General features: G+C 41.8%; 21 protein-coding genes and 2 tRNA genes. 10 read left to right on the forward strand and 13 right to left on the reverse strand.

Going from position 1 to position 23,320, the window contains the following annotated elements; genetic code table 11:
- The first annotated feature begins 11 nt into the window (after window positions 1–11).
- On the forward strand, window positions 12–1,064 hold the full coding sequence (locus J3P43_RS18445) for a DUF2157 domain-containing protein (protein WP_255905218.1): 1,053 nt from the start codon (window positions 12–14) through the stop codon (window positions 1,062–1,064).
- Window positions 1,065–1,110: 46 nt separating this feature from the next.
- Here the strand turns inward: J3P43_RS18445 and J3P43_RS18450 are convergent, their stop codons facing one another.
- The 3 genes from J3P43_RS18450 to uvrA all read right to left on the reverse strand — a co-directional run bounded on the left by J3P43_RS18450 (window position 1,111) and on the right by uvrA (window position 5,445).
- Window positions 1,111–1,530 (reverse strand): OsmC family protein, encoded by a 420-nt coding sequence (locus tag J3P43_RS18450; protein ID WP_255905220.1) that lies wholly within the window; start codon window positions 1,528–1,530, stop codon window positions 1,111–1,113.
- Between the two features lie 120 nt (window positions 1,531–1,650).
- On the reverse strand, window positions 1,651–2,595 hold the full coding sequence (locus tag J3P43_RS18455) for a sulfite exporter TauE/SafE family protein (RefSeq protein WP_255905222.1): 945 nt from the start codon (window positions 2,593–2,595) through the stop codon (window positions 1,651–1,653).
- A 51-nt stretch (window positions 2,596–2,646) separates the two neighbouring features.
- Complete coding sequence (uvrA, locus tag J3P43_RS18460) at window positions 2,647–5,445, reverse strand: excinuclease ABC subunit UvrA (protein WP_255905224.1); 2,799 nt, start codon at window positions 5,443–5,445, stop codon at window positions 2,647–2,649.
- Between the two features lie 253 nt (window positions 5,446–5,698).
- Between uvrA and J3P43_RS18465 the strand changes: the two genes are divergently transcribed.
- From J3P43_RS18465 to recA, 4 genes are all read left to right on the forward strand, one after another.
- A complete protein-coding gene (locus J3P43_RS18465) occupies window positions 5,699–6,286 on the forward strand; it encodes an RNA polymerase sigma factor (protein ID WP_255905227.1) in 588 nt (195 codons plus the stop codon).
- Window positions 6,287–6,379: 93 nt separating this feature from the next.
- The gene (locus J3P43_RS18470) at window positions 6,380–6,574 is read left to right on the forward strand and encodes a hypothetical protein (RefSeq protein ID WP_255905229.1); all 195 of its coding nucleotides are present in this window, start codon (window positions 6,380–6,382) and stop codon (window positions 6,572–6,574) included.
- Window positions 6,575–6,635: 61 nt separating this feature from the next.
- Window positions 6,636–7,391: an endonuclease III gene (gene nth / locus J3P43_RS18475; RefSeq protein ID WP_255905231.1), complete on the forward strand. Its 756-nt coding sequence runs from the start codon at window positions 6,636–6,638 to the stop codon at window positions 7,389–7,391.
- 80 nt (window positions 7,392–7,471) lie between these two features.
- Window positions 7,472–8,491 carry a recombinase RecA gene (recA, locus tag J3P43_RS18480; protein WP_255905233.1) on the forward strand — a complete coding sequence of 340 codons (1,020 nt, stop codon included), beginning with the start codon at window positions 7,472–7,474 and terminating at the stop codon, window positions 8,489–8,491.
- Between the two features lie 139 nt (window positions 8,492–8,630).
- Here recA and J3P43_RS18485 read toward each other — a convergent pair whose 3' ends face one another.
- The 3 genes from J3P43_RS18485 to J3P43_RS18495 all read right to left on the reverse strand — a co-directional run bounded on the left by J3P43_RS18485 (window position 8,631) and on the right by J3P43_RS18495 (window position 13,348).
- Window positions 8,631–12,908 (reverse strand): hybrid sensor histidine kinase/response regulator, encoded by a 4,278-nt coding sequence (locus J3P43_RS18485; protein WP_255905235.1) that lies wholly within the window; start codon window positions 12,906–12,908, stop codon window positions 8,631–8,633.
- 253 nt (window positions 12,909–13,161) lie between these two features.
- Window positions 13,162–13,236, reverse strand: a tRNA-Val gene (locus J3P43_RS18490).
- A 39-nt stretch (window positions 13,237–13,275) separates the two neighbouring features.
- Window positions 13,276–13,348: transfer RNA gene (locus J3P43_RS18495), tRNA-Phe, on the reverse strand.
- 152 nt (window positions 13,349–13,500) lie between these two features.
- On the opposite strand from J3P43_RS18495, the gene J3P43_RS18500 reads away from it, so the two are divergent.
- Both J3P43_RS18500 and J3P43_RS18505 read left to right on the forward strand, forming a co-directional pair.
- Window positions 13,501–14,799: a 4Fe-4S dicluster domain-containing protein gene (locus J3P43_RS18500; RefSeq protein WP_255905237.1), complete on the forward strand. Its 1,299-nt coding sequence runs from the start codon at window positions 13,501–13,503 to the stop codon at window positions 14,797–14,799.
- Window positions 14,800–14,801: 2 nt separating this feature from the next.
- Complete coding sequence (locus J3P43_RS18505) at window positions 14,802–15,623, forward strand: (Fe-S)-binding protein (RefSeq protein ID WP_255905239.1); 822 nt, start codon at window positions 14,802–14,804, stop codon at window positions 15,621–15,623.
- Window positions 15,624–15,795: 172 nt separating this feature from the next.
- On the opposite strand, the gene J3P43_RS18510 is transcribed toward J3P43_RS18505, so the two are convergent.
- Window positions 15,796–16,206 carry a hypothetical protein gene (locus tag J3P43_RS18510; protein WP_255905241.1) on the reverse strand — a complete coding sequence of 137 codons (411 nt, stop codon included), beginning with the start codon at window positions 16,204–16,206 and terminating at the stop codon, window positions 15,796–15,798.
- 103 nt (window positions 16,207–16,309) lie between these two features.
- Between J3P43_RS18510 and J3P43_RS18515 the strand changes: the two genes are divergently transcribed.
- On the forward strand, window positions 16,310–16,795 hold the full coding sequence (locus J3P43_RS18515) for an ABC transporter ATPase (RefSeq protein WP_255905243.1): 486 nt from the start codon (window positions 16,310–16,312) through the stop codon (window positions 16,793–16,795).
- An 8-nt stretch (window positions 16,796–16,803) separates the two neighbouring features.
- Here the strand turns inward: J3P43_RS18515 and mtgA are convergent, their stop codons facing one another.
- From mtgA to rpsF, 4 genes are all read right to left on the reverse strand, one after another.
- Window positions 16,804–17,520 (reverse strand): monofunctional biosynthetic peptidoglycan transglycosylase, encoded by a 717-nt coding sequence (gene mtgA, locus J3P43_RS18520; protein ID WP_255905245.1) that lies wholly within the window; start codon window positions 17,518–17,520, stop codon window positions 16,804–16,806.
- A gap of 90 nt (window positions 17,521–17,610) precedes the next feature.
- Window positions 17,611–18,054, reverse strand: a complete 444-nt coding sequence (gene rplI / locus J3P43_RS18525) for a 50S ribosomal protein L9 (protein ID WP_255905247.1) — start codon at window positions 18,052–18,054, stop codon at window positions 17,611–17,613.
- Between the two features lie 13 nt (window positions 18,055–18,067).
- Complete coding sequence (rpsR, locus tag J3P43_RS18530; protein ID WP_255905249.1) at window positions 18,068–18,331, reverse strand: 30S ribosomal protein S18; 264 nt, start codon at window positions 18,329–18,331, stop codon at window positions 18,068–18,070.
- Window positions 18,331–18,696: a 30S ribosomal protein S6 gene (gene rpsF / locus J3P43_RS18535; protein WP_255905252.1), complete on the reverse strand. Its 366-nt coding sequence runs from the start codon at window positions 18,694–18,696 to the stop codon at window positions 18,331–18,333. The genes rpsR and rpsF overlap by 1 nt, the downstream gene beginning before the upstream one ends.
- Window positions 18,697–19,075: 379 nt before the next feature.
- Between rpsF and J3P43_RS18540 the strand changes: the two genes are divergently transcribed.
- Window positions 19,076–20,875, forward strand: coding sequence for a DNA polymerase III subunit gamma/tau (locus tag J3P43_RS18540; RefSeq protein WP_255905254.1), 1,800 nt, complete (start codon window positions 19,076–19,078; stop codon window positions 20,873–20,875).
- A gap of 82 nt (window positions 20,876–20,957) precedes the next feature.
- On the opposite strand, the gene J3P43_RS18545 is transcribed toward J3P43_RS18540, so the two are convergent.
- Entirely contained in the window at window positions 20,958–21,416 is a 459-nt protein-coding gene (locus tag J3P43_RS18545; RefSeq protein ID WP_255905256.1) for a hypothetical protein, read from the reverse strand.
- 139 nt (window positions 21,417–21,555) lie between these two features.
- On the opposite strand from J3P43_RS18545, the gene J3P43_RS18550 reads away from it, so the two are divergent.
- Window positions 21,556–22,791: an NADP-dependent isocitrate dehydrogenase gene (locus tag J3P43_RS18550; protein ID WP_255905258.1), complete on the forward strand. Its 1,236-nt coding sequence runs from the start codon at window positions 21,556–21,558 to the stop codon at window positions 22,789–22,791.
- A 258-nt stretch (window positions 22,792–23,049) separates the two neighbouring features.
- On the opposite strand, the gene J3P43_RS18555 is transcribed toward J3P43_RS18550, so the two are convergent.
- Window positions 23,050–23,286 carry a hypothetical protein gene (locus J3P43_RS18555; RefSeq protein ID WP_255905260.1) on the reverse strand — a complete coding sequence of 79 codons (237 nt, stop codon included), beginning with the start codon at window positions 23,284–23,286 and terminating at the stop codon, window positions 23,050–23,052.
- Between the last annotated feature and the right edge of the window lie 34 nt (window positions 23,287–23,320).

A 23,320-nucleotide genomic window follows, 5' to 3' on the forward strand; every position in this document is an offset into this window, starting at 1 on the left:
TCATTAACCGCGTGAGAAAATTAAACCTCGATCAGCAGGAAGCTGACTTTTTGAATCAAACCATTCAGCATTGGGAATCTGAAGGCCTGGTAACCCCTGACACAGCCGAACAACTGCGTGAATCTTATTCAATAAAGCAGTTCGACTGGAGGAGACTGGCTCAATATTCATTTTGGATCGCTCTTGCCTGCGGACTTATAGCATTTGCCTCACTCATCATTAACGATGAAATATTAAAACTCTTACAAAAGCTGTCTGACGCGCCGGATATTGTTATAAGTGTAATTTCCGCATTGATAGCCGCCTGGCTTTATTATCATGGCCAAAAAAGCAAACTGAAATTTCCTGAAAAGATATTCAGCAATGAAGCAACCTTGTTCGTTGCTGTTCTTTTTACAGCCAGCAGCATCGCCTTTCTTGGAAAAGCGATCGATAAGGGCTCTGGTCACTTTTCGATGCTTTTCCTTCTGTCGGTTATCGTGTACGGCGCCCTCGCCTTAAAGTTTAAGTCGCGGCTAATTTGGGCATTTGCTCTAATATCACTGGGGAGCTGGTTTGGCACAGAAACGGGCTATCAAACCGCCTGGAGGGATTATTTCTTAAAGATGAACTATCCTTTGCGTTTTGTATTCTTTGGCGCATTTATCACCCTGGCAGGCTATCATTTAAATCGGCTGAAAGCCCTCGAAATGTTCAGAAACCTGACGTATATAATTGGTTTATTATACCTGTTTGGTTCCTTATGGCTGCTATCGATCTTTGGAAACTTCGGAAACCTGGAAGATTGGTTCAGAGTAAAACAGACCGATATATTCTACTATGCTATCATTTCTGCAATTGTGTCGGCAGCATTTATTGCTTTCGGACTCAAGAAAAAAGATGAAATAGCAAGAGAATTTGGTATCACGTTTTTACTGGTAAATATCTACACCAGATATTTTGAGTACTTCTGGAATACAACAGACAAAGCCATCTTTTTCGGAATCCTCGCACTTTCGTTCTGGCTCATCGGCCGTAAGGCAGAAAAAATATGGAATCTTGAATTGTTCAAGTTGAAGCAATAGTCTGAAAGCCCAGTCGAACGTCTAAAACCGGCTGAATCCAAGATTATTATTCAGCCTTGATTTGCAGGGAATATGTAATTTCGACACCACCAGCCGCCAGCATATCATGTACTGAGCAATATTTTTTTATCGCTAGTTCAGCGGCCTTTTCTGCTTTGGCAGGATCGACATCTCCTAAGATATTAACTGTCATGTGGATCTTTGTAAACACAGCCGGTGTAGCATCTTTCCGCTCGCCTTCCACTGTAACGGATACGTCTTTAATATCCTGACGCTGCTTTTTTAATATTGAGATAAGGTCGAACGAACTGCATGAACCCAAAGCCATTAGAACGAGCTCCATAGGCCTGACACCCAGACCCTGTCCACCAATAGCTTCCGATCCGTCTACGTGCACAATCACATCTTCAGAGCCTGTAGCTTCGAAATGCACCGCATCATTAACTCTTTTTAATTCTATTTTCATCTTATTCTGATTTATCTGGAGCCGTCCGTCGGTTTCAAATCCTTATACGACTCTTTCAACAAAAACAAACTTACAGAAGATTAGGGTAAACTGGATATCAAAAAAGAGTCTGTATAAGGATCAGAGCATTTTCAAAATAAATCCCAGGATATTCTTTAAGCTCGCCAGAATCACGATTATGCCGACGGCGAACATAATACTCTTGGCCGAAATTCGGTTAGCTACCCGGGCCGCTATAGGAGATGCAATAGCGCTTCCTACTACCAATCCGCCGATGGCTGCCCAATGCAAGCCTCTTAACATGGTTATAAACGTTAAGGAGCTCATTAACGCAACAAAAAACCTTGATGCTTTCACGGCGCCTAAAGAGAAACGGGCATGACGTCCGCCGGCAATCAGAGTCGAAAGTACAATAGATCCCCAGCCGCCGCCGCCAACTGCATCAACCAAACCACCTCCAAAACCTAACGCCGCAATGTTTTTAATTTTCTTTTTTATCTCGCCTGTTTTTTTCTTCAGATTGAACGCCTTCGACAGGATAACGAGGCCTAAAATCAATGTATACAATGACACAAGTGGCTTTGTGTAAGCGCTGTAGTGCTCAAGCGAAGATAACAAAAAGGCCCCAAGCATGGCTCCAATTATGCCCGGGATGACCAGCATTTTGAACAACTTCACATTTACGTTGCCCATCTTATAATGCATCAGGCCAGCTATTCCGTTACTCAATATTTCAGATAAATGCACCGCCGTACTGGCCGATGCGGGCGGTATCCCCATGGAGATACTAAAAGTTGTTGAAGTAACGCCGTATGACATGCCGATGGCGCCGTCGATCATCGCGAAAATGAAGCCTGCAATTAAAAACCAGTAAAATTCAGCAGGAATATCCGAAAAATAAGTTTGAAAAGACGGCACATATGCCCAGAGCACAACAATAGCCAACATCACCAGCACTAATGAAGCGATCGATAATATCAACTTTGTCTGACGAAGCTCTGGTTGAGAACCAATTACATCTTCCTGTACAATTACTTCGGGCTCTTCAGCGGATTTCAATTCCATAGAAACAGTAAATTCCGCTAAAATACAATGTATATAAGATTAGTAGGCTAATTATTTGAAATGTGAGTTCAGAAACTTGCCAGTGTATGAATCTTGTTCTTTAATAAGATCTTCTGGTGTACCCTCAAAGATGAGCCGTCCACCCCTGTCGCCCCCCTCAGGACCAATATCAATCACCCAGTCAGCGCATTTTACCACATCCATATTATGTTCGATAACAAGAATGGTATTCCCCTGATCCAGCAAAGCATTAAAAGATTTAAGTAATTTTTTGATATCATGAAAATGCAAACCGGTGGTAGGTTCGTCGAAAATAAAAAGCGTTTTGTGACTGTTGTTACCTTTGATGAGGAAAGAAGCAAGTTTGATCCGCTGTGCCTCACCTCCGGAAAGAGTATTTGAAGATTGCCCCAAATGTACATAGCCTAAACCTACATCAGCCAGAGGCTGCATCTTAGTAAGAATTTTCGGCTCCTTTTTAAAAAACTCGAGTGCCTCTTCAATAGTCAGATCCAGGACTTCCGATACAGTTTTATCCTGGTAAGTGATATCTAATACGTGTTGCTTAAAACGCTTCCCGTCGCAGGCCTCACATGTTAGATAAATATCAGCCATAAACTGCATCTCTATCTTCACTTCACCTTCACCCTGACAAACATCGCAACGGCCGCCTTCCACATTAAAAGAAAAAGCCGCGGGCTTTAAACCTGCTGCTTTCGCAGATGGCTGTGAAGCATACAAATTCCGGATTTCATCCCAGGCTTTCACATAGGTAACAGGATTAGAACGAGACGATCTTCCGATTGGATTCTGATCAACCAATTCAACCTGTTCGATCTTGTTAAAATCGCCTGTCAACTCGTCGTATGCCCCGGTTTGCTCTCCGGAATAATGTCCGATAGCTTTTTGCAAGGCCGGCTGAAGAATCCGTTTAACAAGGGAGGTTTTACCAGAGCCGGACACACCGGTAACGCAGGTAAAGACATTTAAAGGAAATTTGACATCTATGTTCTGCAGATTATTTTCCCGGGCACCTTTAATCTCAATGGCGTCATTCCATTTGCGGCGGCTCGCGGGAACCTCGATCTTTTCTTTCCCGCTCAGATATTTACCCGTTAAACTATTTTCATCTTTAATTATCTGCTCGTAGGTTCCTGTAAACATCAAATTACCGCCATGCGTTCCCGCCTCGGGACCAATGTCGATTAAATGATCGGCTGCATTCATGATCTCCTCTTCATGCTCTACCACTAAAACGGTATTTCCAACATCGCGTAAGGACTTTAAAACACCGATAAGCTTTTGGGTATCCCGGGGATGAAGTCCGATACTGGGCTCATCGAGTACATAAACAGAACCGACTAAAGAACTCCCGAGTGAGGTTGCCAGGTTTATCCGCTGTGATTCGCCTCCCGATAAGGTGTTTGAAAGACGGTTAAGTGTTAAATAACTTAAGCCAACATCATTTAAAAATTTGATACGGTTGGTTATTTCTGCCAGAAGGCGTTTAGCGATCTTAGTGTCATTCTCACCCAGACCCAGATTTTGGAAAAATTGAAGAGCCTTGTCAAGAGGCATCAGCACGATGTCGGTAATCGACTTGCCCTCGATCTTGACATAGGTAGCATCCTTTCTCAGACGGCTCCCTTTACACTCAGGACAATTCGTTTTTCCCCGGTATCGTGAAAGCATAACCCGGTACTGGATTTTATACGTTTGCTCTTCCAGATGTTTGAAAAATTGATCCAAGCCTCTGAAGTACTGATTTCCTGTCCAGAGCAGCTGTTTCTGTTCATCGGTAAGGTGGTTGAAAGAACGGTGAACCGGAAAATCAAACTTTAGCGCATGTTTCAGCAATTCATCCAGCCATTCGCGCATCTTTTCGCCACGCCAGGGCGCAACAGCACCATCGTATACCGACTTATTTTTATCTGGAATTACAAGATCCTCGTCAATACCGATTACTTTGCCGTAGCCTTCACATCTCTTGCAGGCCCCGTATGGATTGTTAAAGCTAAAAAAGTTGGGAGTAGGTTCCTCGAACCGCATGCCATCAAGCTCGAAGCGGTCGCAAAAGAAATGGCTGTTTCCATTCTCCTCTACATAGCAATCCCCTTTACCCTCAAAGAAGGCAGTCTGCACAGAATCTGCAACCCGGCTTAGAGTCTCTTCATCGTTAGCAACCGAAACCCGGTCAATCACAATATTCAGGGCAGCGGCATCCAGTTTATCGTTGATAACTGCCTTGTCTTCGAGCAGATCTTCGATTTTTGATAGTTTGCCATCAAAATAAACGCGTAAAAACCCTTTTTGAAGAAGAACTGCTAATTCCTCCTTAACAGTGCGATTACTGTGAGGGTGCAGGGGGCAATATATTGTTACCGAAGTTTCTTCTGGCAAAGCCGAAACGAAATTCACTACTGTGGTCACCGAATCTCTTTTTACCTCGAGCCCAGAGACAGGCGAATAGGTTTTTCCAACCCGCGAGAAAAGCAACTTTAAATAATCATAGATCTCAGTAGATGTACCCACTGTAGACCTGGGATTGCTGGTGATCACCTTTTGTTCTATCGCAATAGCCGGTGCAATGCCTTTTATATAATCAACATCCGGCTTATTCATTCGTCCCATAAACTGGCGGGCGTACGAAGACAAACTTTCGACATACCGCCGCTGACCTTCTGCGTACAGGGTATCAAAAGCAAGAGATGACTTGCCCGAACCGGACATGCCCGTAATAACCACCAGTTTATTTTTGGGAATTGCTACATCGATATTCTTAAGATTATGAACTCTGGCACCTTTTATGATTATATGTTGCTTGGGATCTTTATCTGATTCTGTACTCATGAAACCTGAAGATGTTTATTCTCGTATATAGAATACAAGGAGAAATTATACGGATTGTTTAGGTCAAAAATACGACCAAATAGTGTAATTATTTTATAATAAATGTTTGTACATATAATATTTTTATTTATATTTGATATACACACAAAGTAACCAATAACACAATTTTTAACTAAAGGAGAAGATTATAGATACAACTCTACTTAAATAACTTTATTCAAAAACAATTAAGGGTAATTTAAATAGGAGTCCTATGAAGCTTCAAGTGATGAACGACCAAGAGTTGGTACATTTGTACATAACGGGTCAAGAGACGGGTTTGGAAGAGCTGGTACGCAGACACAAAACCAAAATTTACACATCTATATACATGCTGGTTAAAGACCAGTATCTGGCTGAAGATATCTTTCAGGATACTTTCATCAAAGTAGTTAATACTTTAAAGGCGGGTAAGTACAACGAAGAGGGTAAATTCGTACCCTGGGTGCTTCGTATTGCCCATAACCTTGTAATCGACCACTTCAGGAAAGAAAAGCGCACACCGGTTATCACAAGTGGCGATGGATTCGACATTTTTGATGTTCTGGGTTTTTACGATGAAAGTATCGAAGACAAGATGATTAGAAATCAGACCCATAAAGATCTGAAAACGCTGATTCAGCTGCTTCCGGAAGAACAAAAAGAGGTATTAATTATGCGGCATTACGCAGATTTAAGCTTTAAAGAAATTGCTGATATTACAAATGTTAGTATCAATACAGCGCTTGGGCGGATGCGCTATGCACTAAACAACCTGAGAAAGATGATGCAAACTAAAGAAATGAGCCTGAAGATCAACTAGTTAAAAAAAAGTAATTAATCGTAAAATATAAAATTTGCAATGCCGTTTATTTGTTATATTAAACGTCAAGAAAACATTTAAACGGCATTGCTTATGTTACAAACTTCTACTACAGACTCTGAGATTAACCTGTTCCGGCATGAGGAACTTGGTACAGCTCCCCTGTCTGCGTTAAGCGCAGACGATCAGGCATTTTACAACTCGATAAAAGACGAGCTGGATAAATTATCTCAGGATCCCCCTCAGCAAACCGTTGAAAATATCCTGAAGCATTCAAAATCCTTATAGGTAATCTCGAATTTTGAATAGCTGCATCTGCTAAAGAGCAGCTATTTCTGTATTTTTGCTCATGCTTAAAAAAGAGCGCTTCAAAGCATTTGTGGAGTATTTTTCCACTCATCAACCAGATGCCCAAACCGAACTTCATTATAATAACCCGTATCAGTTACTGGTAGCTGTTATATTGTCTGCTCAATGTACAGATAAGCGAATAAATCAGATCACCCCGGCTTTATTTGAAAAGTACCCCGATGCATTCTCATTGGCGAAGGCCGGCTCAGAGGATGTATTTGAATGCATTAGATCGGTAAGTTATCCGAATAACAAGTCGAAGCATTTGGTAGGAATGGCCAGGTTGCTGGTCGAAAAATTCAATGGTGAGGTTCCTTCCTCGATGGAAGACCTGCAAACCCTGCCGGGGGTGGGAAGAAAAACAGCCAATGTAATTACTTCTATAGTTTTCGAAGCGCCTGCGTTGGCGGTAGACACACATGTATTTAGAGTAGCAAACCGCCTCGGCCTAACCAGAAATGCTACCACTCCACTGGCTGTTGAAAAACAGCTTGTAAAATACCTTCCTACAGAAACCATCAGACACTCACACCACTGGCTCATTTTACATGGCAGATATATTTGTCAGGCAAGGAGACCGAAGTGCGAAATTTGTCCCATTACTTGGTTTTGCAAGTATTATGAGTATCAACAAACTGCAACGGCCTTAACTAAAATGGCTGTAGCCGAACGAAAAAAGGAGAAGGCAATAAAAGATCGAAAAAAAACGAACAAACTTTCAACAATGCTTCAGAAGTTCGAGGTAAAAGAATAATTTAGATCAGTAAAAGCTATTGATAAAAATTTTAGCATTTTATTTAAATTAATTATATTTGCACCGAATAAACTAAAATAATGAGCAACGCAGACAAATTAAAAGCGCTTCAGCTTACTCTGGATAAACTGGAAAAATCTTATGGCAAGGGCACCATCATGAAATTAGGTGATACTGCCGTAGAAACTACCGATGCTATTTCAACCGGCTCGCTAACACTTGACATTGCCTTAGGCATCGGAGGGCTACCTAAGGGACGCGTAATCGAGATCTACGGCCCAGAATCATCAGGTAAAACCACCTTAGCTATACATGCTATCGCAGAAGCTCAAAAAAAAGGAGGAATAGCTGCATTCATTGATGCGGAACATGCTTTTGATAAATATTATGCTAAAAAATTAGGGGTTGATATCGAGAACCTTCTTATTTCGCAACCCGACAATGGTGAACAGGCGCTTGAAATTGCTGACAATCTTATCCGATCCGGAGCAATAGATATCATTGTGATTGACTCGGTAGCCGCATTGGTGCCAAAAGCAGAAATTGAAGGCGAAATGGGCGACTCAAAAATGGGTTTACAAGCTCGCTTAATGTCGCAGGCTTTGCGAAAACTTACCGGAACTATATCTAAAACTGGTTGCTGCTGTATTTTCATCAATCAATTACGCGAAAAAATTGGTGTGATGTTCGGAAATCCAGAGACCACTACTGGAGGAAATGCACTAAAGTTTTATGCTTCGGTACGTTTGGATATTCGCAGAACTTCGCAAATAAAAGACAGTGAAGAGGTCTCGGGCAATAGAGTTAAAGTTAAAGTTGTAAAAAACAAGGTTGCTCCGCCGTTCCGGATAGCAGAATTTGATGTTATGTTTGGCCAGGGCATCTCCAAAGTAGGCGAAATAATTGACCTGGGCGTAGAATTTGATATTATTCGCAAATCAGGCTCATGGTTTAGCTACAATGACACTAAACTTGGCCAGGGTCGCGATGCTGTTAAGCAACTGATTTTGGATAATCCGGAATTAATGGAAGAACTGGAGGCGCGCATCAAAGAGACGGTTACCGGTGAAAAACTGGAAGAGGTTCTGGGAAAAGATTAATAACAGCAACACGGGCCGCTGAAAATTCAAAGAAGCCCTATAAAAAGCGAGGCCTTGTCACAAACTGACAAGGCCTTGTTTTTTCCCTAAAGACATTGGATGGCTTTTGGGCTACGAGTATAGAAAAGCGTTTCAATCATCAACTTTCGATCTGGGTCACCGAACTTAGTCCTGAAAATTTTCTCGAAGCTTCTTCAAGAACTTTTAAGAGCTCTTCCATATTGATAGGTTTCGAAATATAGTAATCCATCCCAGCAGCGAAGCATTCCTCTTTATCCTCAACCATCGCATTAGCTGTCATCGCCACGATAACAGGCTGTTTTTCAAACCTCTGGCGAATCTGCCGGGTAGCTTCCAAACCGTCCATTTCCGGCATCTGAATATCCATTAAGATCACCTCATGAAATTTCTTGTCAAACGCATCAATAACTTCAAGGCCTGTAGCTGTTACCAAAGCGGCATATCCAAGTTTAGACAATACTTTAATGATCAGCTTTTGATTGATCAGGTTGTCTTCGGCAATCAAAATACTTAAAGGATTCTGAAGGGCGAACTCCTCTTGCAGAACATTGGTCGGCTTAACCTCTTTTGCAACAGGTTTAGAACTGTTAAACGCCTGTTGAACTACCCTAAGAAGCTGCTGTTGCTTTACAGGCTTGGTAATTATCGCGCTGAATAGATGGGAATATTTTTTCCTGGTTTCGTCACCAATTGAGCTCAGCAAAATTATGGGAAGTTCGGACGACACTTTCTTAATCTCCTCACTTAAGCCCACACCGTCAATCTCGGGCATTTGCATATCAGTTACAACCAAATCGAAAGCAGGCCGTTCTTTGAGCAGTTCCAGTGCTTCTTTGCCCGAAGAAGCATCTTCCACTACCAGATGCCACTGTTCCAGTTGAAGACGAAGAATACGAAGATTAGTTCGATTATCGTCCACTATTAGAACACGCTTTCCTCGTTGAGCGGTTAACAATATTCCGGCATCGTCAAGAATGTCTTTTCCTTTTGGAAGGGATATTGTAAAACTAAAGGTAGAACCTTGACCAAACTGGCTCTCAACATCGATCTGGCCGTCCATCAGCGTTACCAGTCTGTCGCATATCACCAGTCCTAAACCGGTGCCTCCATATTTTCGTGTAATAGAGGAGTCTACCTGTGAAAAAGCTTTAAACAGCCGGCCTATTTTATCTTCCGGAATTCCAATTCCAGAATCCTTTACTTCGAAATGCAATACGAATTCACCATTACTATCTTCCTTAGCCAAGGTAACGCCAAGATAAACTTCGCCCTGGTGCGTAAACTTAAGTGCATTACCAACCAGATTGATTAATACCTGACGCAGCCTGAGGCTATCGCCAATAAGATGTGAGGTAATTTTAGGGTCTACATAGCTGATTAAATCAATCCCCAGCTGGCTTGAACGGCCTGAAAACACATCCAGTACTTCTTCCACACATTTCCGGAGATCAAAATCGTGCGGATCAAGCTCCAAACTTCCAGATTCGGCTTTGGAAAAATCCAGAATATCATTAATTACATTTAGTAAAGCATCTCCGCTAGTTTTTATAGTTTCGGCGTACTCGCGCTGTTCAGGATCCAAAGACGTCTCACACAGTAAAGACGACATACCGAGCACCCCATTCATTGGCGTCCTGATTTCGTGGCTCATTACCGCCAGGAATGTGCTTTTTGCCAAATTCGCTTTTTCAGCTTCTTCTCGCGCCAGCTGAGCTTCCTTGGTTTGCATTTGGAGCTCTTCAGATTGAGTCTGCAGTTCTTCAGATTGCGCCTGAAGCTCCTCATTTATGCTCTGAAGGTCATCCGCCTGCGCCGCAAGTTCAAGGGTGCGTGCCTCAACCTGCTTTTCTAACTCCTCTTTCTGAACGTTTAGAGCTCTGGTACGATACAAGAAAAAGGCATAAATGGCTCCTCCGATAGCGAGAATCAATAGTACCTTAAACCACCAGGTAAGATAGAAGGGCGGCATGATTATTATCCTCACCGAAGTACCCTTTTCATTCCATACCCCGTCGTTATTAGATGCTTTCACATGAAAAGTGTAGGTTCCCGGGGCGAGGTTAGTATAAGTTGCAAAGCGTTTTGACCCCGAAGATATCCATTCGTGATCAAAACCCTCGAGTTTATAAGCGTAGCGATTTTTTTCAGGGGAAATAAAGTTCAAGGCGGCGAACTCAAAAGAGAAAAACGCTGCCTCGTCGTATGCCAGAACAATTTCCTTCGTTTCACTTATACTCTTCTTTAAAGGAGAGCCTTCGCCAATAGCAATATCTTTATTAACCAATAAAAAATCTGTTAGTACTACCGGAGGTACCGCCTTGTTGTACTTAATACTATCTGGATGAAATGCGTTAAACCCGTTTACCCCGCCGAAGTACATGGTGCCGTCTTGACCCATAAAACATGCTCCGATATTGAACTCCCGGGACTGGAGTCCGTCACTCAGATCAAAGTTTGAAAATCTTTTACTATTAGCATCGAACTTAGATAACCCATTGCTGGTACTTATCCACAAATTTCCTTGCCGGTCTTGCAAAACACCTCTGACCAAATTGTTCGGCAGGCCATCATGAGTGGTATAGGTTAAGAACTTTCTGGTTTTTATATCCATAAAAGTCAGTCCTCCGTTTGTAGCTATCCACAAATCACCATTCTTATCGCCCAGTATATAATTTACTCCGTCTGCTCCCAACCCATTTCTTCCAGGCGATGAAACAAAATGTGTAAATGAGTTGTCGTCCCTGTTGAACAGGTCAAGGCCGACATTTGTCCCGACCCAGAGATTTCCATCCCGGTCCTGAAACAAGGTATTGACTACATTACTGCTTATCCGGCTAACATCCGAATCTAAGTTTTTAAATTTTGTAAAGGTGTTACTATCAACGTTGAACCGGTTTAATCCACTTCCGCCGCCGCCAATCCAGATATCTCCGTTATAATCTTTTACTATATCGTTAAGTGTCTTACCCGCAACTGTTTTCGGATCGCCCTTAACTTCAGTTTTAAAATGAGTAAATTTCTTAGTCTCAAAATTGAAAAAGTCCAGACCGCCGTCTCTACCATATCCTATTGCCAGTTTATCCTGTTCAATTTGTTCTATAGACGAAATAAAATCTGAGCTGATGGCCCGGCCGATTTTAGTTGAATCGGCCCTAAGCACTGAGAAACTATTCTTTTTAGGATCGTAAATATTCAGTCCGCCCCCGTCTGTCCCAATCCACAACAGTCCGTTTCTATCTTCGTGCAACGCGAATACATTTTTATTACTCAAGCCGCCGGAACCGACCACTTGAGTGAAGTGTGAAAATTTGTTTCCACTGACAGACAATTGATTGACGCCACCGGCCTGAGTTCCGGCCCAAATACTTCCATTATTGTCATCATAAATCACCCGCACATACTGGTGACTCAAACTCGCCGGATTAAAAGGCTCAGGCTCGTAGCTCACGGAGCTGAGTGTATTGTAATCGAAAACACAAATACCTTTATTTTCCATTCCCAGCCAAAGCTTTCCATCCGGACCTTCATTGATGGTTAAAATAAATGATTCGGTAAGACCGTTTGGCTTGTCTGGATTGTAAGGGTAATCTGTAAACGACTTGTCTGATTTATTAAACCTGGAAAGGCCTCTCCGATATAGAGAAAGCCAGATCTGCCCTTTTGAATCTCTGAAAACATCGCGCACTTTATCCTGTCCAATACTTTTAGGATCATTAGGATCATGCCTGATATGGCGAATCGAATTGGTTCTCAGGTCTAATTCTTCAAGACCCTGTCTGACTACAATCCATAATGTATTTTTATCGTATTCGAATACCTTAATGGCCTCTTTTGACTCCAAAGTATTCGGATTTTTAGGATCGCTGATGTAGCCTGTAAATTTCTTTTTCACAGGATCGAAATGAAGAAGGCCGTAATTTGCAGCAGTGATCCACAACCTTTGCTGGCTGTCGATCATGAGGTCGCTGATCTTTAGGGAAATGCCTGCCGGACTGTACAGCGTAAAAGTATCTGAATTTCTATCGTATTTATTGAGGCCGTGACTGGTTCCTACCCATATATTACCATCCTTGTCTTCGATAATATCGTTTATGAAACCACTGCTTATCGCACCTTTTTTGTTCCGATCTTCTTTATAGATTTTATAAGTATATCCATCGTAACGATTCAATCCATCACGCGTGCCAAACCACATAAACCCCCGGCTATCCCTCAAAATAGCCTGCACATGATTTTGCGATAATCCGTCATTCACAGAGATGTTTTTAAACCTCATTTTGCCTGATTGCGCCAAGGCTGGCGAGAGAATCAGTGTACATAGAACCAGGAAAAAAAAGATTTTTAGCCCTCTTTGAATGCAAACGGGACTGATCAGACTTTGATAAGTTTTTATCATATTTAATGATATTATATGTGGAGTTCTTTCCTCAAACCCTACCCCACAATGCCTATTACGGTCTGTCGTAAAAAAGGTTGTTAGTATCATAATAAAGATACAAGAGGTAATGCGAATGAATCAACGAGCTTGATGGTGACAATTTTAGAGGCGCGTCTGTACGAGAAGGTACCGTTTTGGTGCATATTAAACGGCTAGACAGGACGCTCAGGCCAGACGCAAAACGCTTGAGCCAATCCAATGATTTTTTCTGTGGGAATTACTGGATTCGAACCAGTGACCCTCACGTTGTCGACGTGATGCTCTAAACCAACTGAGCTAAACTCCCTAAGTAAAAAAACCCCAGATTTCTCTGAGGTTTTTTCTGTGGTACCAGCTGGAATCGAACCAGCGACACAAGGATTTTCAGTCCTTTGCTCTACCAACTGAGCTATGGTACCAGCCCCTTTGGGACTGCAAATGTAGCGTCTTTTTTGGTTTATAAAAACATTTTTTAAAATATTCCTATTTTACCGTTAAACGAGATTTTTTCCTAACTTTTACCCCTCAGAACACATAGAGTAAAACACCATCGGGTTCAGGCCTGCACAATATGATTCAACAAATCCTTTTTTTACTTTTTTTAATAGTCGCCGTCATTCTTTTCACTAAAAACGTAAGGAAAATCACACGCAATATCCGAATCGGCCGGCCTGAAGATCGCTCTGATAATCCTTCAAAACGTTGGCTGGTAATGACTAAAGTAGCCTTTGGTCAAACCAAGATGGCAGCGAGACCGATTCCCGCCGTTTTACACTTCTTCGTATATGCAGGGTTCATTATTATCAATATTGAGGTACTCGAGATTGTAATTGACGGATTGCTTGGCACCCATCGTATTTTTTCCCAACCGCTTGGAGGATTCTATATCTTCCTTATCGCCTCATTTGAATGGCTGGCGGCCAGCGTATTGATAGCATGTATTGTATTCTTAATCAGAAGGAATATCCTCAAAGTAAAACGTTTTTTCGGAACGGAGATGACCGAATGGCCCAGATCAGACGCGAATTACATCCTCTACTTCGAGATAATATTAATGTCGGCTTTCCTGCTTATGAACGCTGCCGATTATAAAATGCTGAGACTGTTCTCCGATAGCTCCCTAAGTCTATCTGCATTCCCGGTAAGCCAGCTACTAGGCAGCGTGCTGCCTTCCGACCAAGCCAGCCTGCACATAATAGAACGCTCTTTTTGGTGGCTACATATTGTAGGCATATTCATCTTTCTTAATTATTTGCCCTACTCCAAGCATTTCCATATCATCATGGCATTTCCCAACACCTATTACTCCAATCTTCGGCCCAAGGCATGGTTAAACAATATGCCCTCGGTTACTAATGAAGTGAAAGCCATGATCGATCCATCGTATACTCCGGAAACTGCTCATACCGGCAGCTTTGGAGCCAGAGATGTCAAAGATCTGTCGTGGAAGAGTTTGATGGACGCATATACCTGCACCGAATGCGGAAGATGCACTTCGGAGTGCCCTGCCAATATTACCGGGAAACTATTGTCGCCCCGAAAAATCATGATGGACACCCGCGACCGGCTCACAGAGGTAGGACTCAATATCGACAAACACGGAAACGATTACACCGACGGAAAATCCTTGCTGGACGATTACATAAGCCGCGAAGAGATCTGGGCCTGTACTACCTGCCAGGCTTGTATAAAAGCATGTCCGGTAAACATCGACCCCCTTGCGATCATACTCGATTTAAGACGCTACGCTATCATGGAAGAGTCTAAAGCATCGCCGAGTATCAACAACATGCTTAGTAACATTGAGAACAACGCTGCACCCTGGAAATACTCGCCGGCCGACCGGTTTAACTGGGCAAAAAATATTTAGTAATGAACAACGAATCAGACAACACCACTACCCACCAAACCTTACAAGTGCCTACCATGTCGGAGATGGCCGCAAAGGGCGAGCAACCCGAAATACTTTTTTGGGTGGGATGCGCCGGAAGCTTTGATGAAAGAGCCCAGAGAATTACACGTGCAATTTGTAAGATATTGCAGCACGTCGGGATTAAATATGCTGTGCTGGGCACTGAGGAGTCATGTACCGGAGATCCGGCTAAACGGGCAGGCAACGAGTTTCTTTTTCAGATGCAGGCTTTAACCAATATTGAAATTTTAAATGCCTATGATATTAAAAAGATTGTAACAGGATGCCCCCATTGCTTCAATATCATCAAGAATGAATACCCGGATTTGGGAGGAAGCTACGACGTGATCCACCACTCTCAGCTCATACAACAATTGATTGATGAAGGAAAACTCGTTTCCGCAGATGGAGAAGGCTTCAAAGGCAAGAAAATAACGTTTCACGATCCGTGTTATTTAGGAAGAGGGAACAAAATCTACGAAGCTCCGCGCAAAGCGCTTGAGGCACTGGATGCTGATCTGATAGAAATGAAACGCTGTAAAGCTAACGGATTGTGCTGCGGAGCGGGCGGAGCCCAATTGTTTAAAGAACCAGAACCAGGCACAAAAGACATTAACGTAGAAAGAATTGAAGAGGTAATAAGTCATCAGGCCAGCGTGGTAGCGTCTGCGTGCCCTTTCTGCATGATAATGCTACGCGATGGCGTAAAGCATTTTAATAAAGAGACTGAAATTGAAGTGTTAGATATTGCCGAAATTACACTGAAAGCGAATAACCTGTAAGCCTAACTTTTGATGCTGCGGTTATATACGAACTTAATGAAACCGGGCATTAATCTGATAAATTCGCGTGCAAATAGTTTGAAATTTGTCATTATAGGTGTTCGTGTGTCGAGCAAATATATGTTCAATATTTCAATATTGCAACATATTTGTTAGAGCGTTTGCAAAAAAATCAGTGTTTAAACATTAATAAAGCATTGCGCAGGCTATCTAGCTTTTGTGTCTCCATGCCTAAAACCGGAAGCTTAAATACGGTAGACATCGAATCGATATTTCCATGAGGGTCGTTATAGGTCTGTACAATAATGTCATCTTCCCGGGTTGTAAAGATAATTTCGCCAGAATCGGAACTCCCCTTAAAGCTAATATCTTTCAGACGGGAAATATTAAAAGAAAAATATTCTTGTTTCCCGGAAGGGAATATTTTTTTCAAACGAAAAAACCCTTCAGGACTTACAGACAGATCCCATTTTTTCAAACTGGTTTCCGAAAACTGATTATAAGATTGTAACAGGCATCGCTGAATCCATTCCCAGGATTCTTCATATTTAGAAAAGCGCCAACTGCTCAGAGTCAAAGCCATACTTACGCAAAGAATAGTAAGATACCATACGTTTTTACATCTGACAAACATAATATGCGGGCGCGTAAGCACTTGCGAATTTAATAATTTGTAAATTTGAATTATGGAAATTTCTAAAAGATCCAGAGTTTGGATTTATCAGTCAAACCGTCCTTTTTCTTCCCAGGAAGAACAGCATATCAACGAAAAGCTCGGCGCTTTCTTATCCCAATGGGAAGCCCACGGAAACAAACTTACAGCTAAAGCCACCATATATTATAACCGCTTTATTGTACTGATGGTGGACGAAGAATTGGCCGGAGCAACGGGATGTTCGATAGATAAATCAGTGAATCTGATGAAACAACTTGAACAGGAATTGAACATCAGTCTTTTTGACCGCTTCAACATCGCCTACCGGGATGCTTCCGGCGTCGCTTCCTGCGATCGCGGAGAGTTTGAAAAATTGATTACCGAAGGAAAAGTAACGAAGGGCACTATTGTGTTTAATAACCTGGTTCAGACGGTAGACGAGTTCGAACAGCATTGGGAAGTTCCTTTTAAGCTTAGCTGGCATGAAAAACTGTTCGGAAGTTTGATCCCTGCCTAAGCAAAGCACTATTCGAATTTCAAATTTCTGATTCTCCGCATATTCCTCAAAATTAAATATTGTTTCTTGTAAATATAGGGGGTTGGTTTTGCCGGTGTCCAGCGACGGGGGTTGGGTAATACGGCAATTAACAAGGCAGCTTGCCTCTTACTTAATTGGGTGGCAGGTTTTCGGTAATAAAACCGGGTTGCTGCTTCTGCTCCATAAATCCCGTCGCCCATTTCTATCACGTTGAGGTATACTTCCAATATTCGCTTTTTACTCCAGAATATTTCAATCAAGACGGTAAAGTAGGCTTCAAACCCCTTCCTGACCCACGAACGGCCGGGCCATAAAAACACATTCTTGGCTGTTTGCTGACTGATAGTACTACCACCTTGCATGGGCTTCCCAGACTGATTTTTTTCGTAGGCTTTTTGTATGGATTTTGTATCGAAGCCCCAATGATGAAGAAAATTAGCGTCTTCTCCGGCCATAGCGGCATATTTGAGGTTGGTAGAAAGTTCGTCGAAGTTAAGCCATTCTTTGTCAATCTTCCAGTCTTTTCCATCTGCTTTGCGTTCAAAACCCCGCTGTATCATTAACCAGGTTACCGGCGGATCTACGAAACGATATATGATAACCCATAAAACAGATATTACAAAGAACCAGAGCATCACCTTTTTGGCGATACCTAAAATCCTTCTAAATGAAAATGCAGACTTGGTACTTCTCTTTCGTGGCATAAGTTAAAAATAAAAAAGGCGCCCGATTAGAGCGCCTTTTTTGATTTAGTGTTGTCAAAAGAACAAGTCTTTCAACAAACTAAAGATATGTTATTCGGCTACTACTTCAAAAGGAACCTGAACTTTAACTTCTTTATGTAAGTTAAGGTTTGCGATATACTCGCCAACAAATTTAGGTTCTGTTTCGAAAGTAATTCTTCTGCGGTCAACCTCAAAGCCTTCTTTCTTCAAGGCGTCAGCTACCTGGATAGTGTTTACAGCACCGAAGATCTTGCCGCTTTCGCCAGCTTTTGCACCTACAGTTAACTTAACGCCTTCCAGTCTTGCAGCAATAGCAAGAGCATCATTCTTAATTTTATCTTGTTTGAATTGTGCCTGCTTAAGATTTTCTGCTAAAACTTTCTTAGCAGATGAAGTAGCTAAAACACCATAACCTTTTGGAATAAGGAAGTTACGACCGTATCCCGGTTTTACCGTTACTACATCGTCTTTCTCACCAAGGTTTTTAATATCTTGTTTTAAAATAATTTCCATTTCGCTTACCTCCCTATTTTAATGAATCTGTTACATAAGGTAATATACCAATATGACGGGCGCGCTTAACAGCCTGAGCTACTTTACGCTGAAACTTAAGAGAAGTTCCTGTAAGACGACGAGGTAAAACTTTACCCTGATCGTTAATAAACTTCAGAAGGAAGTTAGCGTCTTTGTAGTCGATGTATTTGATTCCGTTCTTTTTGAAACGGCAATACTTTTTACGGTTATCCTCTACTTTAGGGGCAGTAACGTACTTAATTTGATCTCTTGCCATTATCCTGCTACCTCCTCAGTTTGTTGTTTCTTCTGGTTGAAAGCTCCGCTACGTTTTTTCTCACTGTAAGCAATAGCATGCTTATCAAGAGCAACGGTTAAGAAACGCATGATACGCTCATCACGTCTGTATTCAATCTCCAGTTTGTTAATTAGTTCACCCGGAGCCTTAAATTCAGTTAGGTGATAGTATCCGGTCGTTTTCTTTTGGATCGGATACGCTAGTTTCTTCAAACCCCAATTATCTTCATTGATAATTTCGGCTCCGTTATCAGTTAAAATACCACGAAATTTGGCAATTGCCTCTTTCGTAGCTTCTTCAGACAACAACGGGGTAAGAACGATTAGTGTTTCGTACTGTTGCATTTGTAGTTTTTGTTAATTATTTACCCTTTTTAAGGGGAGGCAAATGTAGCAATAAAATTCTTTACAACAAAGCGTTTTTTGGAAAAGCAGATACATGTAAATGAGGCACTTGGTACGGGCGGGTGCTATATTAAACCGCGCCTTCTTTTTAATTCAAACAGACTAAAAATACAAAAGCGTCGTGCGACGCTTTGTAAACCTAACCTTAAACAAACTATAATATAAAACCTCTAATAACCAGATATATACTTTTACCGGGTTCTTAATCAAAAGGTTACAGGAGAAAATTAAAATTTCGTGTTAATAGTTTAAGACGATGCTAATGAAAATCTCAAATCTCCTGTCCCGATTCTGATTTCTTCTTATTATTTTAGAGGCGATGGATAATTTTATTGTGTCGGCGAGAAAGTACAGGCCAGCAACGTTCGAAAGCGTTGTAGGTCAGCAACATATCACTAATACCCTGAAAAACGCCATCAAAAACAATCAGCTGGCTCAGGCTTTTTTATTCTGCGGACCGCGGGGTGTAGGAAAAACAACCTGCGCCAGAATCCTTGCTAAAACAATCAACTGTCAAAATTTATCACCTCAGGTTGAAGCATGCGGCGAATGCGAATCGTGCCGGTCTTTCCTCAATGGCAACTCGTTTAGTATTCACGAGCTTGATGCGGCTTCTAATAACTCTGTAGATGATATCCGCAGTTTAATTGAACAGGTTAGAATACCTCCCCAAACCGGAAAATACAAGATCTATATTATAGATGAGGTTCATATGCTTTCACAGGCGGCATTTAACGCCTTTTTGAAAACACTGGAAGAACCTCCGTCCTACGCCATTTTCATCCTGGCAACAACGGAAAAGCATAAAATACTACCTACAATTCTTTCGCGATGCCAAATTTTCGACTTCAACCGCATACGCGTTGAGGATATGGCCAGCCATCTTGCGGCGATAGCGAAAAAAGAAAGTGTTGAATACGACAATGATGGCTTGCACCTGATTGCCCAGAAGGCTGACGGCGGTCTTAGGGACGCATTATCGATGTTTGATCAGATTGTAAGTTTCTCTAATCGGAATGTAAGTTACAAAGCCGTAATCGACAACCTAAACATTCTTGATTACGATTACTACTTCAATGTAACCGACAATCTGCTGAAAGAAGACATAGCCAATACCCTTTTGCTTTTTGACGAAATCCTTTCCAACGGCTTCGATGGTAACAATTTTATAATCGGGCTTGCTTCGCATTTCAGAAATCTACTGGTGGGTAAAGACGCTTCGACATTAAAATTATTAGAAGTAAGCGAAGGAATCAGACAAAAATACCTCGAGCAATCAAAGGCCGCGTCGCCCTCCTTTCTGCTTTCAGCTCTAAATATTGCGAATCAGTGCGATCTCAACTATAAAAACAGCAAGAATCAACGCTTGCAGGTCGAGCTCTCGCTTATCAAGATATGCCATATCCCCTCAGCCTTAAACCTCTCTGCTTCCGCAGAGACATTAAAAAAAAAACCTGATTCCGCAGTAGAAGGCCTAGCAAAAGCACCCCAACAGGAGACCGAAACAGCTGTAAATCAGCCCATAAAAGATTATCCAACAGCTAATATCCCTCCGCGTGTGATGTCGGAGCCGAAAGCAGAGGCACCAAAGCCAGAAACACCAAAGCCGGCTGTTGCGCCTGCGGAGAAACCCAAAATATCTGTACAGTCTTTAAAATCGGTGCCTTCAATCATTCCGAACCTTAACGACTTAAGTGGAAACTCAGATAAAGCAGAAGAAGATACTCCAAAATATGTTTCAGGTGAAAGCCGGGTTCCTTTTAGTTCCGAAACATTTCTGGGGGTATGGAACAATTATGCTGCTCAAATAAAAAAAGCCGGTAAGATAAATCTCTTTACTATCATGACTGCCAATCCGCCTACCCTTTTAGACGATTTCAAGATCGAACTGGTTATTGATAACCGGATTCAGGAAGAACTACTAATGCTGGAGAAGATCGACCTGCTAAATCACTTGCGGTTAACCCTTGAGAATTTCGGAATAGATATAATAACCCGCCAGGCAGAGCAGAACGAGAAGAAAAAGCTCTACACCTCGCACGAAAAATATCAGCATATGGTAGCCAAAAATCCTAAGTTGGAAGAGTTCAGGAGAAAATTCAACCTGGATGTTAATTAAGGGATGCGGGCCAGCTACGTCGGTATTATCCGTATCAGGGCAAGAGGAATGGCGGAGCTAGTGAACTAACTCCGCCATTTTTTTACTTCAAGTATTCGTTATCTCGCTTATCCAGATCGTTTTTTGGATAGCCTTCCTCATCCAGATCATCGCGTTCATCTTCAGGGGTCATAGCCAACTCCTCATCCAGCGGATCAAGCTGCACTATTTTACCGCTATCTATATGCATTCCATATTCACCCGTTTCCGGGATTTCAGCCGCGGCATCGTTTGCGCGGTGGTACTCATCGTTCGCCGTAATATTTGCCTCATCAAAGTCCGAATCAAAGTCACTACCGCTCTTCACTGAAGTGATGTAGGGATCTGGATGATCGTAATCTTCATCCTCACTTTTTACGTCAATTTCAAAGCTATCCTTATCCGGATCATAAGAAAGGTCGTCTTTACTTACCTCGGCGCCAAGCTCTCTCTTTATATCTTCGTCTCTATCCAGATTCTCGTCATTAAAACCTGGGTAAAATTTATCTTTAGGGTCTGTCATTGGTCTGTGTTTTTAATATAAAAGGAACATAGAAGGCAAATGTTTGTTAATCTTAGCATTTCAATGTGCAAACCGTTCTTTATTCAAAATTTATATCTTTGCGCCTTCACAAATTAATTACTCAATAAAATATTATAAGATGTCTATACAAAAAATCAAAGTAGCTAATCCTGTGGTCGAGCTGGATGGTGATGAAATGACCCGTATCATTTGGAAATTCATTAAAGACAAGCTGATTCTACCGTACCTTGAACTTGATATTAAATACTATGATTTAGGGATTGAGTACCGCGACGAAACAAACGACCAAGTTACTATTGATGCTGCAAATGCCATAAAACAATACGGTGTTGGTATCAAATGCGCCACTATCACACCTGATGAAGCCCGTGTAGAGGAGTTTGGATTGAAACAGATGTGGAAATCGCCGAACGGAACTATCCGTAATATTTTGGATGGTACTGTGTTTCGTGAGCCAATTGTAATGAATAATGTACCCCGTTTGGTGCCAAACTGGACTGCTCCTATCTGTATTGGCCGTCATGCTTTTGGTGATCAGTATCGGGCTACCGACTTCGTAACCAAAGGGAAAGGTAAACTGACTATAAAATTCACTCCTGAAGATGGTGGTGAAGAGCAATCTTTTGAAGTTTTCAACTTTAAAGGAGATGGTGTGGCGTTAGCGATGTACAATACTGATGAATCTATCATCGGATTTGCACGCGCTTGCTTTAACCAGGCTTTAATGAAACAATGGCCTTTATACCTGTCTACCAAAAATACAATCCTTAAAAAATACGACGGACGTTTTAAAGATATCTTCGAAGATATCTATCAAAAAGAATTCAAAGCACAATTTGACAAGCTCGGACTTATATACGAGCACCGTCTGATTGACGACATGGTGGCATCTGCATTAAAATGGAATGGAAACTTTGTTTGGGCTTGTAAAAACTACGATGGCGACGTTCAGTCTGACACCGTTGCTCAGGGATTTGGTTCCTTAGGATTGATGACTTCTACGCTGGTTACTCCAGACGGTAAAACCATGGAAGCTGAGGCAGCACACGGTACGGTAACTCGTCACTATAGAGAGCATCAGAAAGGCCGTCCAACTTCTACAAACCCGATCGCTTCAATTTTTGCGTGGACCAGAGGTTTAGAATTCCGTGGTAAGTTAGACAACAACCAGGAATTGATTGATTTCTGCAACAAGCTCGAGCAGGTTTGTATTGAAACAGTTGAAAGTGGCAAAATGACCAAAGACCTTGCTATTACAATCAAACCGAAAGTGGAACATGGCACGGATTACTTATATACAGAAGAGTTTCTTGAAGCTATTGATCAGAACTTAAAAGTTAAGCTGGGAGCGTAACACACCCTGCAATAATTCTAAAAGGCCCCGGTTCATGGGGCTTTTTTGTTCCCTGGCCTTCCGTTTTCAAAAAATCGGGGGCGTCCTGCAACATTTCCTTAACAATTTCATCTTAAGAAAACACTGTCATCTCTCGACAGCAATTTTCGCATCATCACATACCTTTGAAGCGCCTTAAATGGGTGCTATCAAAACTATAGGATGGTTTAGTTGGTTTGGTAAGGCTCTGCATTTATGCAGGGCTTTTTTAAAGAGCGCTTACGCACTTACTTCCGACTGAATGATATTTGAAGATTCCAGATATTCCTCGCAGTTGAATATGGATAAACGCGAATTAAGAATTTCTATTTGCCTGGCCTCTGTACTGTAATAAAACTGATTATTGCCGGGGAAACTTTCGTTATGTCCTCTCCTAATCTCATCATTCAGTTCTTCGATCGATTTATAGCGCTTAAAAAAACGCTTGTTTCCGTGACGTTTAAATAATATATACATAGCAGACGTTTTAGATAGATACTTCATTAACATC

The sequence above is a fragment of the Paradesertivirga mongoliensis genome, from assembly GCF_024436395.1.
Classification (GTDB): domain Bacteria; phylum Bacteroidota; class Bacteroidia; order Sphingobacteriales; family Sphingobacteriaceae; genus Paradesertivirga; species Paradesertivirga mongoliensis.

Excerpts from the sequence above, each read along its gene's own strand:
- J3P43_RS18450 (WP_255905220.1), bottom strand. The coding sequence starts at position 1,530 with ATGAAAATAGAATTAAAAAGAGTTAATGATGCGGTGCATTTCGAAGCT.
- J3P43_RS18455 (WP_255905222.1), bottom strand. The coding sequence starts at position 2,595 with ATGGAATTGAAATCCGCTGAAGAGCCCGAAGTAATTGTACAGGAAGAT.
- uvrA (WP_255905224.1), bottom strand. The coding sequence starts at position 5,445 with ATGAGTACAGAATCAGATAAAGATCCCAAGCAACATATAATCATAAAA.
- J3P43_RS18465 (WP_255905227.1), top strand. The coding sequence starts at position 5,699 with ATGAAGCTTCAAGTGATGAACGACCAAGAGTTGGTACATTTGTACATA.
- J3P43_RS18470 (WP_255905229.1), top strand. The coding sequence starts at position 6,380 with ATGTTACAAACTTCTACTACAGACTCTGAGATTAACCTGTTCCGGCAT.
- nth (WP_255905231.1), top strand. The coding sequence starts at position 6,636 with ATGCTTAAAAAAGAGCGCTTCAAAGCATTTGTGGAGTATTTTTCCACT.
- recA (WP_255905233.1), top strand. The coding sequence starts at position 7,472 with ATGAGCAACGCAGACAAATTAAAAGCGCTTCAGCTTACTCTGGATAAA.
- J3P43_RS18485 (WP_255905235.1), bottom strand. The coding sequence starts at position 12,908 with ATGATAAAAACTTATCAAAGTCTGATCAGTCCCGTTTGCATTCAAAGA.
- J3P43_RS18500 (WP_255905237.1), top strand. The coding sequence starts at position 13,501 with ATGATTCAACAAATCCTTTTTTTACTTTTTTTAATAGTCGCCGTCATT.
- J3P43_RS18505 (WP_255905239.1), top strand. The coding sequence starts at position 14,802 with ATGAACAACGAATCAGACAACACCACTACCCACCAAACCTTACAAGTG.
- J3P43_RS18510 (WP_255905241.1), bottom strand. The coding sequence starts at position 16,206 with ATGGCTTTGACTCTGAGCAGTTGGCGCTTTTCTAAATATGAAGAATCC.
- J3P43_RS18515 (WP_255905243.1), top strand. The coding sequence starts at position 16,310 with ATGGAAATTTCTAAAAGATCCAGAGTTTGGATTTATCAGTCAAACCGT.
- mtgA (WP_255905245.1), bottom strand. The coding sequence starts at position 17,520 with ATGCCACGAAAGAGAAGTACCAAGTCTGCATTTTCATTTAGAAGGATT.
- rplI (WP_255905247.1), bottom strand. The coding sequence starts at position 18,054 with ATGGAAATTATTTTAAAACAAGATATTAAAAACCTTGGTGAGAAAGAC.
- rpsR (WP_255905249.1), bottom strand. The coding sequence starts at position 18,331 with ATGGCAAGAGATCAAATTAAGTACGTTACTGCCCCTAAAGTAGAGGAT.
- rpsF (WP_255905252.1), bottom strand. The coding sequence starts at position 18,696 with ATGCAACAGTACGAAACACTAATCGTTCTTACCCCGTTGTTGTCTGAA.
- J3P43_RS18540 (WP_255905254.1), top strand. The coding sequence starts at position 19,076 with ATGGATAATTTTATTGTGTCGGCGAGAAAGTACAGGCCAGCAACGTTC.
- J3P43_RS18545 (WP_255905256.1), bottom strand. The coding sequence starts at position 21,416 with ATGACAGACCCTAAAGATAAATTTTACCCAGGTTTTAATGACGAGAAT.
- J3P43_RS18550 (WP_255905258.1), top strand. The coding sequence starts at position 21,556 with ATGTCTATACAAAAAATCAAAGTAGCTAATCCTGTGGTCGAGCTGGAT.
- J3P43_RS18555 (WP_255905260.1), bottom strand. The coding sequence starts at position 23,286 with ATGTATATATTATTTAAACGTCACGGAAACAAGCGTTTTTTTAAGCGC.